The 17,606-nt window shown below is 60.7% G+C and carries 14 protein-coding genes and 1 pseudogene; 5 read left to right on the top strand and 10 right to left on the bottom strand.

What is annotated here, in order from left to right:
- Nucleotides 1-98 precede the first annotated feature (98 nt).
- From A7X97_RS10430 to A7X97_RS10420, 3 genes and pseudogenes are all read left to right on the top strand, one after another.
- Nucleotides 99-905 (top strand): annotated as a pseudogene (locus A7X97_RS10430) (efflux RND transporter periplasmic adaptor subunit); the annotation flags it as partial.
- An 8-nt stretch (nt 906-913) separates the two neighbouring features.
- Nucleotides 914-4,111 carry an efflux RND transporter permease subunit gene (locus tag A7X97_RS10425; RefSeq protein ID WP_111007900.1) on the top strand — a complete coding sequence of 1,066 codons (3,198 nt, stop codon included), beginning with the start codon at nt 914-916 and terminating at the stop codon, nt 4,109-4,111.
- Nucleotides 4,108-4,386, top strand: a complete 279-nt coding sequence (locus tag A7X97_RS10420) for a hypothetical protein (protein ID WP_049397649.1) — start codon at nt 4,108-4,110, stop codon at nt 4,384-4,386. Before A7X97_RS10425 ends, A7X97_RS10420 begins: the two co-directional genes overlap by 4 nt.
- Nucleotides 4,387-4,521: 135 nt before the next feature.
- On the opposite strand, the gene A7X97_RS10415 is transcribed toward A7X97_RS10420, so the two are convergent.
- From A7X97_RS10415 to A7X97_RS10405, 3 genes are all read right to left on the bottom strand, one after another.
- A complete protein-coding gene (locus A7X97_RS10415) occupies nt 4,522-5,619 on the bottom strand; it encodes a UvrD-helicase domain-containing protein (RefSeq protein WP_049397650.1) in 1,098 nt (365 codons plus the stop codon).
- Nucleotides 5,597-7,177, bottom strand: coding sequence for an ATP-dependent nuclease (locus A7X97_RS10410; RefSeq protein WP_111007899.1), 1,581 nt, complete (start codon nt 7,175-7,177; stop codon nt 5,597-5,599). Before A7X97_RS10410 ends, A7X97_RS10415 begins: the two co-directional genes overlap by 23 nt.
- Before the next feature lie 245 nt (nt 7,178-7,422).
- Nucleotides 7,423-7,875 carry an antitoxin Xre/MbcA/ParS toxin-binding domain-containing protein gene (locus tag A7X97_RS10405; RefSeq protein WP_065427963.1) on the bottom strand — a complete coding sequence of 151 codons (453 nt, stop codon included), beginning with the start codon at nt 7,873-7,875 and terminating at the stop codon, nt 7,423-7,425.
- Nucleotides 7,876-8,237: 362 nt separating this feature from the next.
- On the opposite strand from A7X97_RS10405, the gene A7X97_RS10400 reads away from it, so the two are divergent.
- Nucleotides 8,238-9,239: a DUF6602 domain-containing protein gene (locus tag A7X97_RS10400; RefSeq protein ID WP_111007898.1), complete on the top strand. Its 1,002-nt coding sequence runs from the start codon at nt 8,238-8,240 to the stop codon at nt 9,237-9,239.
- A gap of 55 nt (nt 9,240-9,294) precedes the next feature.
- Here the strand turns inward: A7X97_RS10400 and A7X97_RS10395 are convergent, their stop codons facing one another.
- The 5 genes from A7X97_RS10395 to A7X97_RS10375 form a co-directional block, all read right to left on the bottom strand.
- Nucleotides 9,295-9,747 carry a hypothetical protein gene (locus tag A7X97_RS10395; protein ID WP_049397654.1) on the bottom strand — a complete coding sequence of 151 codons (453 nt, stop codon included), beginning with the start codon at nt 9,745-9,747 and terminating at the stop codon, nt 9,295-9,297.
- A 6-nt stretch (nt 9,748-9,753) separates the two neighbouring features.
- Complete coding sequence (locus tag A7X97_RS10390) at nt 9,754-11,610, bottom strand: hypothetical protein (protein ID WP_111007897.1); 1,857 nt, start codon at nt 11,608-11,610, stop codon at nt 9,754-9,756.
- Nucleotides 11,603-13,183 carry a site-specific integrase gene (locus tag A7X97_RS10385; RefSeq protein ID WP_049397656.1) on the bottom strand — a complete coding sequence of 527 codons (1,581 nt, stop codon included), beginning with the start codon at nt 13,181-13,183 and terminating at the stop codon, nt 11,603-11,605. Before A7X97_RS10385 ends, A7X97_RS10390 begins: the two co-directional genes overlap by 8 nt.
- Entirely contained in the window at nt 13,170-14,495 is a 1,326-nt protein-coding gene (locus A7X97_RS10380) for a site-specific integrase (RefSeq protein WP_223276829.1), read from the bottom strand. Before A7X97_RS10380 ends, A7X97_RS10385 begins: the two co-directional genes overlap by 14 nt.
- 139 nt (nt 14,496-14,634) lie before the next feature.
- Entirely contained in the window at nt 14,635-15,207 is a 573-nt protein-coding gene (locus A7X97_RS10375) for a single-stranded DNA-binding protein (RefSeq protein WP_043034165.1), read from the bottom strand.
- Between the two features lie 291 nt (nt 15,208-15,498).
- Between A7X97_RS10375 and A7X97_RS10370 the strand changes: the two genes are divergently transcribed.
- Nucleotides 15,499-16,530, top strand: coding sequence for a LacI family DNA-binding transcriptional regulator (locus tag A7X97_RS10370; protein WP_088496557.1), 1,032 nt, complete (start codon nt 15,499-15,501; stop codon nt 16,528-16,530).
- A gap of 111 nt (nt 16,531-16,641) precedes the next feature.
- Here A7X97_RS10370 and A7X97_RS10365 read toward each other — a convergent pair whose 3' ends face one another.
- Together A7X97_RS10365 and A7X97_RS10360 are read right to left on the bottom strand one after the other, a co-directional pair.
- Nucleotides 16,642-16,959: a hypothetical protein gene (locus A7X97_RS10365; RefSeq protein ID WP_088496556.1), complete on the bottom strand. Its 318-nt coding sequence runs from the start codon at nt 16,957-16,959 to the stop codon at nt 16,642-16,644.
- A 141-nt stretch (nt 16,960-17,100) separates the two neighbouring features.
- Nucleotides 17,101-17,487, bottom strand: a complete 387-nt coding sequence (locus tag A7X97_RS10360) for an SseB family protein (protein ID WP_072168643.1) — start codon at nt 17,485-17,487, stop codon at nt 17,101-17,103.
- Between the last annotated feature and the right edge of the window lie 119 nt (nt 17,488-17,606).

Below are 17,606 nucleotides of genomic sequence, written 5' to 3'. Positions count from 1 at the left end.
TGGCGGCCTGCAACGCGTCGACCCCCAACGAAGCATCTGAAGGAGGCCACGCCGCTGAGGGCGAAGAGCACGGCGAGCACGAGGAAGCGCCGCTGGAAACCGAGATCGCGGCCAAAGCTGCGCAGGCGGCGGGTATCCAGGTCGCGCCGGCTGGACCCGGTGAGATTGCCGATGAGCATGAGGTGCAAGGGCTGTTGACCCCAATCGATGGGCGCATCGCGCAGGTCACTGCACGCTTCCCCGGACCGGTCCGTTCCGTGCGAGTGGGCGTGGGTGACCAGGTACGCACCGGCCAGGTGCTCGCGACAGTGGAGAGCAACCTCAGCCTGACCACCTACACCATCACCGCGCCGATCAATGGCGTGGTCATGGCGCGTACGGCCACCGTGGGCATGTCGGCGCCTGAGGGCGCCCCGCTGTTCGAGGTCGCCGACCTGTCCACGCTGTGGGTGGACCTGCACATCTTCGGCGCCGACGCCCAGCACATCAGTGCCGGCGTGCCGGTGACGGTCACCCGCTTGAGCGATGGCGTCACGGCGCAGACCACATTGGAGCGCGTCCTGCCCGGCACCGCCACTGCCAGCCAAAGCACCATCGCCCGCGCCACCGTGGCTAATACCGATGGGCTGTGGCGGCCGGGTTCAGCGGTCAAGGCGCGGGTCACCGTGGATCGCCAATCGGCGTCGCTGGTGGTTCCGATCACCGCCCTGCAGACCGCACAGGACCAGGACGTTGTCTACGTGCAGCAGGGCGAGACGTACCACACCCGGCCGATCAAGCTGGGGCGCCGCGACGCCGAACGCGCCGAAGTGCTGGAAGGGCTCAAGGCGGGTGAACGAGTGGTGGTGGCCCAAAGCTTCTTGATCAAGGCCGACATCGAAAAATCCACCGTGGAAGAGGAATGAGGCCCGCCATGCTCGAACGCCTCATTGGTCTGTCCATCCGCCACCGCTGGCTGACGCTGGTGCTCACCGCTGCGCTAGTCGCACTGGGCGTGTGGAGCTACCGTCACCTGTCCATTGACGCCACGCCCGACATCACCAACGTCCAGGTCCAGATCAACACCCAGGCCCCGGGTTACTCGCCGCTGGAGGCCGAGCAGCGAGTGACCTTCGCCATTGAAACGGCCATGGCCGGGCTACCAAAGCTGGACTACAGCCGCTCGCTGTCGCGCTACGGACTCTCCCAGGTCACTGTCGTCTTCAAAGACGGCACCGACCTGTACTTTGCCCGCCAGCAGGTCGCCGAAAGGCTACAGCAGATCGCATCTCAGCTGCCCGAAGGGTTGGACCCAGAGATGGGTCCCATCTCTACCGGCCTGGGCGAGATCTTCATGTACACCGTGGAGGCTGAGCCCAACGCCCGCAAGCCCGACGGCACCCCGTATACCGCCACGGACCTGCGCACCCTGCAGGACTGGGTGATCCGGCCGCAGCTGCGCACCACGCCTGGAGTGACCGAGGTCAACACAATCGGTGGCTTTGAGCGGCAGATCCACATCACCCCGGATCCGGCCCAGTTAGTGGCACTGGGCTTTACGCTGAACGATGTGGTCGCAGCGGTCATGCGCAATAACCAGAACATCGGTGCCGGCTACATCGAGCGCAACGGCCAGCAATTTCTGGTCCGCGTGCCCGGCCAGCTGGCCAATCTGGACGCGATTGGGAACATCGTGCTGGACCGGCGCGATGGCGTGCCCATTCGCGTCCGCGACGTCGCTAGCGTAGGCGAAGGCAAGGAGCTGCGCACGGGTGCGGCGACCCAGAATGGCCATGAGGTCGTGGTCGGTACCGCCTTCATGTTGTTCGGCGCCAACAGCCGGGAAGTCTCCCAGGCGGCCGCGGCCAAGCTGGATGCCGCCAACGCCAGCCTGCCTGCCGGCGTCCATGCCAAGGCCGTCTATGACCGCACCGCGCTGGTGGATCGCACCATCGGCACGGTGTCCAAGAACCTGATCGAGGGCGCGCTGCTGGTGGTGGTGGTGCTGTTCCTGCTGCTGGGCAATGTGCGCGCCTCGTTGATCACCGCGGCGGTGATCCCGTTGGCGATGCTGTTCACCATCATCGGCATGGTGCGTGGCGGCGTGTCGGGCAACCTGATGAGCCTGGGCGCGCTGGACTTCGGCCTGATCGTGGACGGGGCGGTGATCATCATCGAGAACTGTCTGCGCCGGTTCGGCGAGGCGCAGCACGCGCTGGGCCGCCAGCTCAACGATGAAGAGCGCTATGACCTGACCGCCTCGGCCACCGCCGAGGTGATCCGTCCCAGCCTGTTTGGCCTGGGCATCATCGCCGCGGTCTACCTGCCGATCTTCGCGCTGTCCGGGGTAGAAGGAAAAATGTTCCACCCGATGGCGATCACGGTGGTGCTGGCCCTGACCGGCGCCATGGTGTTGTCGCTGACCTTCGTGCCGGCGGCGATCGCCAGCTTCCTGCGCGGCCGTGTGGCTGAGCACGACAACCGCCTGATGCGCTGGTCGCGTGCCCGTTATACGCCGCTGCTGGATTGGGCCCTGCGTCGGCGCGTGGTGGTGCTGGCCGGCGCGGCCGTGCTGGTGGTGGGCTGTGGCGTGCTGGCCACCCGCTTGGGTTCGGAGTTCGTGCCGAGCCTGGATGAGGGCGACATCACCTTGCAGCCCATGCGTATTCCCGGCACCAGCTTGGAGCAGTCGGTGGCCATGCAGGAAACGCTGGAGAAGCGCCTGGCCCAGTTCCCGGAGGTGGCCAACATCTTCTCAAAGATCGGCACCGCCGAGGTGGCCACCGATCCTATGCCGCCGTCGATGGCCGACACCTTCCTGATGCTCAAGCCCCGCGACCAGTGGCCCGACCCGCGCAAGCCCAAGGCCGAGCTGGTGGAAGAGCTGGAGGCGGCGGCCAAGGAGATCCCGGGTAGCAACTACGAGTTCACTCAGCCCATCCAGATGCGCACCAACGAATTGATCTCCGGCGTTCGCTCGGACGTTGCGGTCAAGGTCTACGGCGACAATCTTGACCAGCTGACCCGCCTGGCCAGCCGGGTCGAGCGCGTCCTGCGCGGGGTCCCCGGCGCCCAAGACGTCAAGGCCGAGCAGGTTACTGGCCTACCACTGCTCACCATCACGCCAGATCCAGCGGCATTGGCGCGGTATGGATTGAATCCGGGTGACGTGCAGGACACGGTGGCAACCGCCATCGGCGGTAGCGTCGCTGGCCAGCTGATCGAGGGCGACCGCCGATTCGACCTGGTGGTGCGTTTGCCCGAATCGCTGCGGCAAGACCCGGCTGTGCTTGCGGACCTGCCCATTCCACTGCCGGAGAGCACCAGTATCGATGAGTCCAGCCGTGTAGCCGCTGGTGCCAACGGTGGGCCTCGCACTGTTCCACTACGAGAAGTGGCGAAGATACAGGTAGAGCGCGGGCCCAACCAGATCAATCGTGAGAACGGCAAGCGTCGAGTGGTGATCACCGCCAACGTGCGTGAGCGTGATCTTGGCGGATTCGTTGGCGATCTGCGTACCCGCATCGGCCAGGATGTACCTCTTCCAGAGGGGTACTGGATCGATTATGGCGGCACGTTCGAGCAGCTGATCTCGGCCAGCCAGCGCTTGGCGGTAGTTGTCCCGGTCACATTGGCGCTGATCTTCGCCCTGCTGTTCATGGCCTTCGGCTCGGCCAAGGATGCCGCCATCGTGTTCAGTGGCGTTCCCTTGGCATTGACTGGTGGCGTAATCGCCTTGGCTCTACGCGGAATTCCGCTGTCAATCTCTGCGGGCGTAGGCTTCATTGCGCTTTCGGGCGTGGCAGTACTCAATGGCTTGGTCATGATTGCCTTCATCCGCCGACTGCGTGAGCAAGGCGACGCCCTCGAAGATGCTGTCCGGGATGGCGCCCTGGGGCGACTACGACCGGTCTTGATGACTGCCCTGGTGGCTTCCCTTGGTTTCCTGCCGATGGCTTTGAACGTAGGCGCTGGTTCTGAAGTACAGCGGCCGCTGGCCACGGTCGTAATCGGCGGTATCGTGTCCTCGACCGCGCTGACGCTGTTGGTCCTGCCGGTGCTGTACCGCTGGCTACATCGCGACCGCGGCAGTCGTGGCGATGGCGCTATCCAAGATCCCTCAACCTCATGAACGAGATCAATTTGGAAGAGGTCCGGGCAGCGATGTTCACGGACCCGGGCGTGAAAGCGGTAGACGGCCTGCGGCTCGTCCCAGGCCTGGCACCTGGACGCGCGATTGCGGCCACCATCACTGTCGCTGCCCCCTCGGTGGACCTTGACGTGGTCCACGCTGTGATCGCCCGGGTACTTTTCGATCAATTCGGCATCGAGCGGGCAGTGCTTTCCTTCAACGACCCTGGGCCAGTGCCGCCGCCACCCACGGCGGCGCCCTTGAAGAAATTGTGACCGCTGCAAAGCCCGTACAGATCGTTGCCACGAAGCTACCCTACGTTGCCAGCCGCTCCAGCACTGTACTCGTCACGTCGGTCAGCCATGCCCAGTCCGTGGGCCTACTGCGTGTCCGTGCAAACTGTTGCGGCGCTAAGTCGTTTGAGCTTGAGGGGTATAGACTTGGTGGCCCAAAAGCGCGCACGTGCCGTTATACACAAACGCCACACTCTGCCTCGCCCGGGTGAAGGCGACGTAATACTTGGGTGGCGCCGTTATGCGGGACGCGTCGGCAGTGCGCAGGTACTGCGTCAAAGGCCCATTAGGGAAGATGAGCACACGGCTATAGGTGCGTCCCTTGGACTGACCGAAGTTCATTGCTGGTAGGCCATCGCAAGCCTGCCGTCGGTCATGCCGCAGCACGGCTGGGGCAAACTCCTGCATGTACGCAGTGACATGCTCGGGCGCGACCAGGTATATGCCATCGTGACCGGTCAACTGATCATTGCCTGATTGGGTCCGGGGCATCTGTGGATAGAGCGCGTCGGCCAGATCACACAAGGCCTGCACGCATCGTAAACTCGTGAGGCGGTGATCGATCTGGCACAGGCCGTGCGACTCCCAAAGCTGGAATAACGTCGCCAAGTTCGGTCCGCGGAACTGGCTGTACCGAGGCGCGTAGTTGGTGGCGTAGGTCGCTTGGCGCGTGTCGCCCACTAGCGTAACGCCGATGGGGCTCTTCAACAGGCGCTCAATCAGATCTAGGTCGTAGCCAGCCAAGTCCTGCACTTCATCGACGTACACTTCGTCGTACATGTCCGCCAAGCGCGAGATGACCTGACCATGAGTTAGCTCATCGCAACGAACGGCGAAATCCGAGGCCCGATCCGAGTACATCCTGTCGCCTGCCAGATAGTGGCGGGAAATCTGCGAGCGGGGTGCCCGGTTGTTAGTCCGTCCTTCAACGAACTGAATCGATTCAACCCGTGGCTCGCGACACAGTGCCGCCTGATAAGGTCGAATACACTCGCGTAGCAGAAATCCGTACCAGCTATACAAGGTAACATTCGCGGGCACCGCGCCGGCATGGGCCTCGAATGAGCGTCGAATTTCTTCGAGATTCTCCAAGGTATAGGTGAGCATAGCGATGCGGCGCTGTGGTCGCTCCAAGGCCTGGCGGACCAGCAAGGTGGTCTTGCCAGAGCCGGCTGCCGATAGCAGTACCCGGTTAGGCGATAGCACGCTGGACATAGTCCGGGAACCTGATTGAATGAGGGCTGTTGAAAATGGCTAGAGCCGTATCGGTCTTGTGACCTTTCATGTACTTGAGCAAAGCCACCTCGTCGGCGAATGACTGGGCCAGCACGGTGTTCAGCTCGTCCAGTGAGTTGGCTTTAATAAGTTGTTCTTCCAACGATGGGGCGGTCTCGTCAGAATCGTAGTAGATGGCATTGGGGAAGTCGGCATATCGCTCTTGCACTAGCGCGATATCACCATCGTTGTCGGTGACGACTTTGGCCTGAATACGCAGGCGCTCCGCAATCTGCAAGAAGCGCTTAAACGCCAGTGATTTGACCGAGATGATGTCCACGCCACGGGCCAATGGTGCTACACCGTGGTGATCCAGGTAGGCACGTTGCACGATCAGCTCGTCGGACGGGCCCTCCACCAGAATTACCCGCTTGGCCAGAATCAGTCGCAACGTGTCATGGCCAGGAAGCTTCATGAAGTAATCGTGCGTATCATGCGGCAACTGATCCAGTTTCATCTGGCCTTGGGCGCTGAACAGGATCACATTGTCCACGCCCAACTTGTTCAGAACGAAGCTGCTGTGGGTTGCGATGACCACTTGCTGCGCTGTAGAGAGCGCTGAAATCTTGTCAATCAGCTGGCTCATGCCAGAGAAGGAGAGGTGGTTCTCCGGCTCTTCGATCAGCAGTACATGCGCCGAGCCTGCAGCATGCATAGCCAGCTTCATCTTTACTGCGCTTTGCTCACCCTTGCCAGCTTGGGTGAAAGGAAGCTCATCCAGGTACGGTGACAAGCTGGTTTCCCACGTTGAGCGCGGTGAAGAGTCCACGCCCACCGTCAATGCTTTGTGACTGATGTCCCCCGTGTGCTCAGTGAGATAAGCATTAATGGCGGCAACGTCGCCCTCTTCCGCGAAGCTTTGCCGCATGCGGCGAAAACTCAGAGATAGCGACACGCGCTGCGCTGGGGTAAGCGCCTGTTCGATGATGCTGGCGATATAGCGATCGGCTCCGGACAGTGTCTTGATACCGTGGGTGTCGATGATAGTTGAATCGAACGGGATGGTACGAGCGGTGACACCGTTGTTGGCAAAGGAGTACCAGCGCACCGTGTAGTATTCCACTGGGAGGCTGGTCGCGCCCTGGTGTTGCTGCAGGTAGGCGTTGAATTCCTCGCGATAGTCATCGCTGAGCTCGACCAGCAATCGGACGCCTGCACCGTCTAGACCTAATGAGTTGTTGGTGCCGCGCAAAGACGCCAGCGCGGGATCGTTCCCCAAATAGGCTTCAATGGAGATCCTGGGCGGTGACGCAGGCGTTCCCGCGCGCAGAGCCGCTAAGTACTCCCTCACCGTTGGCTGGTGGAAAAGATAGGGTGTGAGCTCGTAGGTGAGGTTGCGACCATACAGCTGCCCAGTTATCACTGCGTGGATCGCTTCCAGCAAGGTGGACTTTCCCACCTCGTTGTCACCAACCACAAGGTTCATGTGCGCATTGAGCTGCAGATTGAGGTGGCGAAAAGACTTGAAGTTCTCGATAACAATACGTTCGATCGGCATGCTCCATCCCCCGGTGGACTATCCTGTCTCTACAGAACTTTACGCGGCTCGTAAGAACGATGCCAACTGGACTGGATTTGGAAAGAATTTGTTCTGGACAGGCCTGGCGGGCACAGAAGGTAAGCCATCAAAGACTGCTAAATGAACAGGATCCATCGTCTTCGCTCGTCTCACGTATCGGCTATGCGGTTTGGTGGTTGTGACGAGGTGGTGGTTATAGTCCCGACTTTCTTAGTGGTGCTCGGTCACAGACTGCTGGACGTCGTCGGAGCTGTCAGGGAGGCGGCGATTCCCTGGGCCTCTAGATAGTCACGAACAGTGGCAAGGTCGTTGAGTTGACCAGAGCACATGAAGGCCAAGGCCGGGGTCCCCTTGAACGGTGCTGCGCTGTTGGGGCGTCGTAGCCAGCTGTCAGCTTGCTGCTGATCAGGGAAGAGGATGTGCAGTGCCCGGTATATGCCGAGCGCATAGCTGATTCGCTCGAGTGTTTCTGGCCAAAGGCCGTCAGTCACTCCCGCCTCTAGCTGTGCACAAGCAACGTCGATGGGCCTACCCAGGATTGCCGACTGCTCATGAGCGCTTAGTTTCCAAACTTCTGCCATCTTGGTAAACGCGCGCAGAGCAGGTCCTTCCAGGCTGGTGGCGTCACTGGCGATTGGGTAGATCATCCCTCTGGCCTGGGGGAGCAGATGAGTCATGCTACTCCCGTTTCACTCATCGCACCCTTCCGCGATGCGCCGATTGACTAAATGGTTGGCCTACATAGGCGGGCGATGCTCATGTCATCTCGACCGTTCGGTGCGAGGGAGGCCTAACAGCCCCGCCTCGGCCGACGGTCTGGCAGCCGACTGCCTGCCGGCCGCACGTCTGCATTCTATTTCAACGACACGTGGTGGCTGGTAGTGAACAACGTGGTGTGACCCCTTCAGGACCTATAAACACTGAAGGGGACAACAGTGACTACTGGGCCTCTATGCCCTGCCGCAACAGGCCTTATAGGGAAGGCGCCGGCGATGGATTTCACGGCATCATTGGGCTTGGAAGAGGAAATCCATCACAAATGATCCGAGCAGCTCCGCACCGCGACGATGGGCATTATCGGGAAGCGAGTCTGCGAGAGTTCCTCAAGCAGCATCTCCCATCACGCTTCCTGGTCACCAGCGGATTCGTGACCGATCATGATCGAGAGCAAGACAATCAGGTTGATCGATCCTGGCGCCAGATCGACTGCCTCGCGCATGACAAGCAGGACTTTACCCCGCTGTTACGCGCCGATGAATTTTCGATCGTTAGGCCTGAATCCGTTGCTGCGATCATTGAGGTCAAGAGCTCTCTAGAAATAGTGAGGGAAACCGTCCGGATGAGTACCAGCCCATCGTTTCTCACCCCCAAGGGGCGACACTACCGCTGGGCGGGCAGCCTGGTCGAGGCCCTTGAGAACATCAAATCTGCGGTCGACGTGATGGAAGCTGCATCCATCCGCCGCAATACGTACTTTGCGGGAGTAATCGCCTATTCTGCGCGCCCCCTCCGAAAGCTGCCTGAAGCGATGAACTCCGGCGAACTGTTCAAGCAGCTTGGGATTGAGGAAATTGAACATTTGCCCGACTGCATCTGTGTTCTAGACGGCCCCGCCTGGTCCTTCTCATGCGTTGCCGGAACGGATCCGAACGTCCACGGCGATGTGACCACCGACCCTAACTCTTCCTACGCCATTGGATCTCCACGGGACGGCGAGGGAAGCGCACTTCAGATCTTTAGCGCCCATCTGCATCACGCGGTTGCGGTGAATCGGCTACAGCAGCCGCACATGGTCGGAGGGGCGCACTCCGCTGCAGGCTATAGCGCGCAGGAACAGCACTACAGGATCCCCGTCTCATCCAAGCGAATGTTAGGTTCTACGTACAGCAATGCGCACCACACCTCGAACAGATCGACCATGCTTAGCTTGGTCTTCTTGCGCGCGCCGCTCTTTCAGTGTCCGGATCCCTTCCAGCAAGACGCCGATAAGAGCCGGCAGCGGATTCTGATCGGTCCGAACCGAGGCTCTACTACTCAGTAGCGTGCATTGCGACCGGCGGAGCTGCCGTGACCTCTCAAAAGAAACCACTTCCAGGTCACTGCTCGCTATTCTCTCTCTTCTTCTTTTCACCTTTCCGGCGACCAGAACGGTTCACCTCAGGCAACGGCTTGTCCAATGCAAGCAAGTCCATACGAACGTTGTTCGCGTAGGCGTTGTATTGCCATCGACGAAACTGATCAAGAAGCAGATTGTTGGTGTCCTCTAACCGTTTAACCTGCGCTTCCAAGTCAGTGATGCGGCGGATAGCGGCGTCCAACGTGAAATCTCTCGGAAGCGCATCTCTCGCCTCACGCAAATCCTTTTGACGCTGCTGAAACCGCTCCTTGACGGCAGGATAAAGGTACATCGTGTGCTTCGAGATCGAAGGCACGTCCAGCACCTTTGCGGCGCGCTCGCAGAATAGCGGCCAAGTGAGCTTGCCGTCCCAGCGATCCAGCTCACGCATTATCTTTGGCAGCGTTGCCTTGGTGATGATCTTCTTTGGCATGGCGGGTCAGGTAAGAGCCAAGGCAATCATTTTCGGACCAAGCGCATCCATGGAGGGCACTTCGACAACGCCAAGATCCATGAGAGCACGGCGAACCGGAGAAGGATCGTGCCCATCCGGAATCCTGAGGACCGCTCCCTCCAGAACATTGGGATGCTCCAATGCCATCCTCATTGCCTTGACGTGCGCGAGCTTCCACTTGTGATTGTCCACCCAGCGGTCGGCACCAAAGTCGCCATCCTCATGAGCTTTCATGGCCTGCTGGAGCAGTTTTTCCGTCTGCGCCTCCAAGAGGCGAATCCGGTCTAGCGCAACGTGATCACCCTTGATGCAAGCATGCTCCTTGCAGGTCATGCATTCGCGCTGTTTCTGGCACGGTGCCATGGCGTAGTCGTGCACGCACATGCCATAGAGCGTGGCTTTGGCCGTTCCCAGCCGATCAGTCCCAAGTTCCTGATACGTCACCGGTTGACGCTGCTTGATGCGTTCGAGCAATGGGGCAGGCTGCATCGGAAGCAGCCCACGGGCAGCCTCTAGGCGTTCCTCCGGCGAGCGATGGTCGTAATGACGGTTGTCGGAAACCTTTGCGCGACCGGCCCAGCGCGCCAGGCTGTAATCGTCCATGCCCGCCCGTTCTGACATCGTGCTGAGCCAATGACGGAGCTGGTGCGATGTCAACGTGATGCGCGTGCCATCCAAATTCCGCAGGCCCATACGGTCAAAAAGAGATTCGCCGTGGCCGCTGCCAGCGCCCAAGCGCTTATTCACCTCGTTAGCGCTTGGAATCCGCCATGAGTCTGGCCTAATTTCCTTCTCGCGACTGAATTCATTCTCTCGATGCAGGCACAGAGCACTCCAGGTCGTCAGCACCCTCTTCTCATCAAGGAAGGGCCAGTAGAAGCCGCCAAATTCTTTGATGAGATTGGACGTGCCGACATCTTCAGACGAAGACGTGGAGCCTTCGAACGCCGCCCTGACTAACTCACGTGCAGGAGCACCGATTTCGATCAGGCGCCGGACGGCCTCTTTCACGACGTCATGCATGACAGGCACGACCCACTTCTTCGTCGCTCCTTTGCCCTTGGCCGCATTCCAACGCAGGAACATCTGAAGATTACCGTCGTCATCTTCCTCCCACTGGATGCAGTCAATAGGAAGCTTCAGCACTTCGGAGACGCGGCCTGGCGCGGCCATAAGCAGGATGAAGATTGATGAGTAAAACTGACTCTCCCGATCGTCGGCCAGGGCAAACACGTCAGCAACTGCGAGCATTGCCTCATTGGTGGGAAGCTTTTTCATGCGATGGGCCTGTCCCGCTTCGCCGAGATCCTCGGTCAGGATCACCGGCTTCTTGAAAGGAGACTTCCAAGCCGGCAACGACGGGACAAGGCTGTTCTCACGTAAGAAGTCGAATACAGCTTGAAGTTGGAGCCCGGTCTTGTGGTGCACGTCCTCGCTGGAGTAGAACTCCTTGCACTTGTTGGCGCAAACGTCCATTACCGCACCACTCAGGAGTCCGACATCTCCTCGGCCGCAAGCCGCCAGCAATCCTGCCTCCACGCAGCGAAGTGCTTGGAGCATCATTGCCAAGCTCTTGACTGGCCTGTGGCTATATCTGTATCGAATGTATGCCTTTGCGAACTGCATGAATGGTTCGACGAAGGGCGTGAAAGAGTATGAGTTCAGAGGTGCTGTTTTCGTTGCGAAGACGACTATGGTCTCGTTTTGCTGCCACTTGTCGCGATCCCAAGCGCCACCATTCGCGAAGGCAGTCAGACCCTCTTTTGCCAAGCGTATGAAGTCGGCAAGGTTTCCGCTGGCTTCACGCTCAGCGCGGGGAACGAACTGGACGACATCACCCATGGGTGCCCGCCTCCAACAGATTCGCGTCGAGCATCTGAGCCCTCGCATCCTTGCACATCGAAACACAGTGCTCGACAGCAAGGATCAGTTGGTCATTAGCATTAACAATGACGTTGGAACAGCCTGCCTCCCGGGTGCGCTCCTTCTCGGCATATAGGTCCACCAGCACCTCTTCATGCGGCCCGTCGACCCACGGCTGGAAGTGAAAGCATGTGTAGCAGGCTCGGTAGCCGCTAGCGCAGAATCCATAGTTACCGCAGGTCCCCACCGCGTGTTGACGATCATTCGGCACACGGCTCCGCGGATCGTCACCGCGAACTGCCTTACGTTCAGAGTGGACAAGCTTGCCGAGGCAGGCTTGCGCGAAGGGAGCGAGTCGAGCACCCACTAGCTCATTGATGACTACCGCCTCTTGAGCGGTGTTCTCCGTGTACACATGGACGTTCTGGGTGTCGGAATGATCCAGCAACTCGGCGATGATGACTGCACCGAATCCCTCTCGGCGAAGCTTCGTGCCTCGCGTGTGTCGGAATCGCAGTGCGGAAAAACGAATAAACTCACCAGTACGCTCCGAGTGCGCAGTCGACGCCTTCGCGCAACGCTGTAGAGCGGAATCGAGCGAGTCAATTTTTGAATGCAGTTGATCTGGCGCGCCACCCATCAGATAGTCGGTGAGCTCGTCTAAATTTCCAACATCCTCAAGCTTCTTGCGATTGAGAAAGATCGGCACCTCACCTACCAAGGCAGGATCAACCGCCCCCCCAATCGCCTCGAGAACTGCGGCGACGGACTGTCGATGCTGCTGCCGAAGCACCAGATATAGGTCTTCAAGGATGGCAAGAGACCGGTAGGCACCTCGAAAAGCGATGCCACGTTGCTTGGCTCGCGGAATGTTGAGCCTAAACATGGGCGCGCCTTCACCTGTTTCACGAACGAGATCCCGCCCCCTGAGAGCAGCGATCTGGACGGGACGGCGCGCGGTCATCGCCAAGGTGAGCAGATATGCGTAGTCCTCGAATGCAATGTCCTTTCGTGCTACCGCGAGGTTCGCCCAATCCAGGAGCGCAGCCATCTCGAGGTCGGTGTAGGGCCCATTCTCGGGGCAACCACTGGCAACGGCCGCCCCCTTTTCATTCCCCTTTATTCGCCAGCTTTGGAGGAGATCAACGACTTCGCTAGTGACGCCGTCAAATCCGTAGTCATGCCAGGCAAGCAGAAAGCCCTTCAGGCCGCCTAACTGATATTGCTCGTCTGCCGCAAGGCTGGCGCGCCAGTTGATGAGGTCAACCACGGTCACCCGCGACGCTCCTGTATCCCGCAGGTATCGCTTGAAACGCGTCTCCATATTTCGCGCATGACGAGCGGATGCCTCTTCCGCATAGCGCAACAGCGTGGCGCGAAAGCCAGCCTCGGTTCTAGCTTCAACCACCCCCGGCAGCGCTAGTGAAATCTGCACGTCCTTGTTTAATTGCCAATGTTTATCCGAAGGCTTGAAGGGATAACCATCCTTAGACACTGTCTGAGCGGTCGACTTTCCCTCGACATCGACCTGCTTTGGATTAGCGCGAATCACCACCGCCCCCCTTGGAGTTATCGCTACGCTTGGGATGAGCGGCCTGCACCTGACGAGCAGCCTTGTCGCTGGCTTCACGAATGTGACGCCGGTTGTACGTCGCTCCCGATGCCTTGCTGCGATGACCGTTCAGGAAAGCACGAACATCCAGCTCCCTAGCCTCGCTGAACGGCAATGCCTCAGCATCTTCACCCGACCGGATCTTGGCGTTGTGCTTGTCAATGCTGACGGAAAGCTCGTAATTGAAATGGTGTCGAAAGGCGTGGGGATGGATCGCCTCAAAGGCGGGGTCCACCGCGCGCATCCGCGAAAAGATCTGGCTACTCAGAGCTGAGGTGGAGAGTGGCTTGCCCCATGTATCGCCCTTCCTGTGCGAGACAAGTAGATACGGATGCCTTCTGGCGGGGCCGATCCTGGAACGGACATTCAGCATGTAACGGTCGATCTGATTGGCGAGCGCCTCAGGTATCGGTAATGGCCGCTCCTTGGTCTTCGTTACCGGCTGATAGGGTCGCGGGTCATGCTTATCATCCTGATTGCGCCGAACCCAGACGTGCGGCTCATGGCCCAAGTCGAACTGGTCGAGTCGCAAGCTCAATAGCTCTCCTCGTCGCATTCCGGTGTGTCTTAGCAGCCCGAAGATGATGGCATTGCGGAGCTGGACTTCCGGATGCCGGAACGGATTGCGCGGATCACCCTCAGTGCCTATCGCCATGAATCGCTCGACCAACTCGGAGGGTGGCGAGCGCAGATCCAAATCGTCATCCCTCTGTTTTGCCAACCCGCGCGGTCGGTGCTTGCGAATGGTTCTGGCCATCCGCGCAATTTCTTGAGCGGTTCGAGACGAGTTCTGGTGCTGTGTAACGACCGAAGCCGTAAATTCCAGATAGTCGGCAAACGTGCTGATACGGTTGAAATGCTGTTGCCCACCAATGGTGGCCAGCACCTGATTTGAGGCAACTCGCGCCTCGAGAAAATCGATGACGACGCTTCGTTTCTTGTCACCTTCTCCAACTGAACTCAACTCCCGCATGTCGAGCTTGGCGAAATCTCGAAGCGACACTATGTCTGAAACTGTGAGAAGGCGCCCGCTGCGGAACTCGGTGATCAGGTCTCGGCCATTGGCCTGCTCCCAGCGCAGAAGTACAACGATGTCGGCAAGCTTGTTTCGGATCGTGTTGACGGCTGCCCCGGCATTCCGAAGCTGGGAAGTAGCGAACAGGGTCGGGTAGAACAAAGGCACGCCCTGCTCGTCGTGGAGCATTGGAACTCGTTCTCCTTCGCCAAGCACATGAACTGACAGCATGGCCATCACTCTTCTTCTACTGTTTTTGCATATGTACAACTGTATATGAAATTTTCGACTACGCAAGTCAGCGTAGAAAAAAGAAAAGCCCTGTAAAAACAGGGCCTTCCTCGAAGCTATATCACCACTATTGATCTAGTATTCGCTAGAACGGAATATCGTCGTCAGCGAAGTCGTCCATCGGCGGCGCCTGCTGCGGCTGCGGACGCTGGTTGCCACCCTGGTTGCCGTAGCCGCCGCCCTGGTTGCCGCCCTGGTTGCCATAGCCACCGCCCTGGCCACCACGCTGGCCGCCGCCACCGCCGCCGTACTCCTGGCGCGGCGCCTGCTGGCGCTGCGGACGATCGCCGCCGTAGTTGCCGCCACCACCGCCGCCGCCTTCACCGCGGCCGCCCAGCATCTGCATTTCATCAGCGATGATATCGGTGGAGTACTTCTCCACGCCGTCCTGGCCGGTGTACTTGTCGTAACGCAGGCTGCCTTCGACGTAGACCGAGCTGCCCTTGCGCAGGTACTCGCCGGCGATCTCGCCGAGCTTGCCGAAGAACACCACGCGGTGCCATTCGGTGCGCTCCTGCTGGTTGCCATCCTTGTCCTTGCGGACGCTGGTGGTGGCCAGGCTGATGCGGGTGATCGCCATGCCGCCCTGGGTGTACTTCACGTCCGGGTCGTTGCCGAGATTGCCGACCAGGATGACTTTGTTGATGCCGCGCGCCATAGGTACCTTCGTCCGTTGTCCAGGGGCAGACCGCCAGTGATAGCACAGCCCCGGGCGGGGTGCAGTACGCTGGGCCGCCCCTGGTGAAATTTTGGGGAATGCGAGAACGACGCATCTTACCATTGCCGCCGCCGTCCGCCCGGTCAGGAGACCCCGACCGCACCGAAGGATCAGGCTGATTTCCTTGTCCGGCAATGACTTACCTTCGCCCCGACCGACGTCCAGAGAGGCATTCGCGTCTGCGCATGGCATCATGCCCGGGCACCTTCCACCTGCCCGCTCCGCCCGCCCATGACGATCAAAGGCAAAGCCACCTCCCTCGACATCGCCCACCTGGCCGGGGTCTCCCAGCCGACCGTGTCGCGGGCCCTGCGTGGTAGCCCGATGGTCAACGCCGAGACCCGCGAGCGCATCCTGCGCATCGCCCGCGAGCTGAACTACAAGGTCGACAAGAACGCCTCCAGCCTGCGCCTGCGCAATGCCGGCACGCTGGCCCTGCTGTTCTTCGAGGACCCGACCAACGACGATTCGCTGATCAACCCGTTCTTCCATTCGATGCTGGGCTCGATCACCCGCGCCTGCGCCCTGCACGGGCAGGACCTGCTGGTGTCGTTCCAGCAGCTGTCCACCGACTGGCAGGCAGATTACGAAGACAGCAACAAGGCCGACGGCATCATCCTGCTCGGCTACGGTGACTACCACGAATCGCGCGACCGCCTGCAGCGGCTGGTCGAACAGGGCACGCACTTCGTGCGCTGGGGCGCCGCCCTGCCCGGCCAGCCCGGTGTCTCGATCGGCAGCGACAACTTCCAGGGCGGGCATGACATCACCACCCATCTGCTGCTGCAGGGCTGCCGCCGCATCGCCTTCCTTGGCCATGCCTCCAGCCACTACCCCGAATTCCAGGAGCGCTACCGCGGCCATGTCGCGGCCCTGCAGGACCACGGCCTGGCCGCCGAACCGGCGCTGCAGCACGATGCGATCACCACCGAGGCCTCCGGCCAGGAGGCCTGCCAGGCCCTGCTGGCGCGCGGCGAGCCGATCGATGCGATCTGCGCGGCCAGCGACCTGATCGCCATCGGTGCGATGCGCGCCCTGCGCGAGGCCGGGCTGCGGGTACCGCAGGACGTGGCGGTGACCGGCTTCGACGATATCCCGCTGGCCGCTTCGGTATCCCCGGCGCTGACCACGGTGCAGCAGGACACCAAGCAGGCCGGCCAGCTGCTGGTGGAGCGCCTGCTGACGCTGATCGGCCGGCAGCCGGTGGAGAGCCAGAGCATCCCGGTGAAGCTGGTGGTGCGGGAATCGTCGCTGCGCGGGTAGGCGCCGCAGGGCGGGATCGCTCTTGGCCTCGCCCTTGTTGTTTGGCTTGGTCTTACCCTAGTGCCAGTGCCGAGCCGTGCTCGGCAAACTACCCGCGACAGGCGCGCAGGTTCAGCGTGCCCCGGCCTTCGGCCCCAGCAACGCCAACAGCACATAGACCACGATCGAGGCGACGGTACCGAGCACCGCCGGCAATCCGTAGGCCCACGCCGAACGGCCCTGCTCGCGTGCCCACTGGGCCAGATACCAGGCCGAACCCAGGTTGATCAGCCAGGCAATGGCGAAGGCCGGCCACTGCACCATGCCCACCGCGCGCAGCAGGGGCACGGACACCAGCGCGGCAACGATGGCTGCGATCAGGAAGATCAGTGCGGAGCGGGAATGGCGTGATCGTGCCGGTGAGCCGACAGGTAATTCCTTCAATTCCACAGCAGAGCCTCGATCCTGGTGTTATCCAAAAGGAACCACGTACTGCACCCGAAGGGAAGCGTTCTGTAGGGTCGGGCCGTGCTCGACTGATCCGGCATGGCGCGAACGGCAGCCGAGCATGGGCTCGGCTCTACATGACAATCAACCCTGGGCGAAGTCCTTCAGGATCTCGCCGACGCCGCTGGGCGAGATCTCGAAGCCCAGCGCGGTGCCGGGGTTGATCACCACGCCGTAGCCACCCGGCACGCGACGCAGCACGTCCAGCATCAGCCAGCGGATCTGGTGTTCGGCCTGCTGGCTGTAGATGCCCACCCGCGATGGGTCGGTAAACACGGCCACGTGCAGGGTGCCCTGCTTGTCAAACAGCAGCGGGTCGAAGCCGCTGCCGTCGGGGGTCACCAGGCTGCCGGTCTGCAGCACCACCTCGGAGGCGACGAAGGCTTCCATGAAGGCGCGGATCGGCACCGCCCCGTCCATCGCCGCCTTCAGCAGGGTTTCGATCGGGGTCTGCGGGGCGAGGTCGGTCATGGCGGTGCGGCACGGCGTGAGGGGTGCCTATTGTGCCGGATGTGGTCCCCCCGGTAGTGCCGGCCGCTGGCCGGCACCTGAAGGGACCATGGATTCATGAGTTGCCGGCCAGCGACCGG

It is taken from the genome of Stenotrophomonas sepilia (assembly GCF_003244875.1).
In the GTDB taxonomy this organism is placed as follows: domain Bacteria; phylum Pseudomonadota; class Gammaproteobacteria; order Xanthomonadales; family Xanthomonadaceae; genus Stenotrophomonas; species Stenotrophomonas sepilia.
The sequence above is the reverse complement of the archived record's forward strand: the minus strand, read 5'-3'. Positions and strand labels throughout refer to the sequence as shown.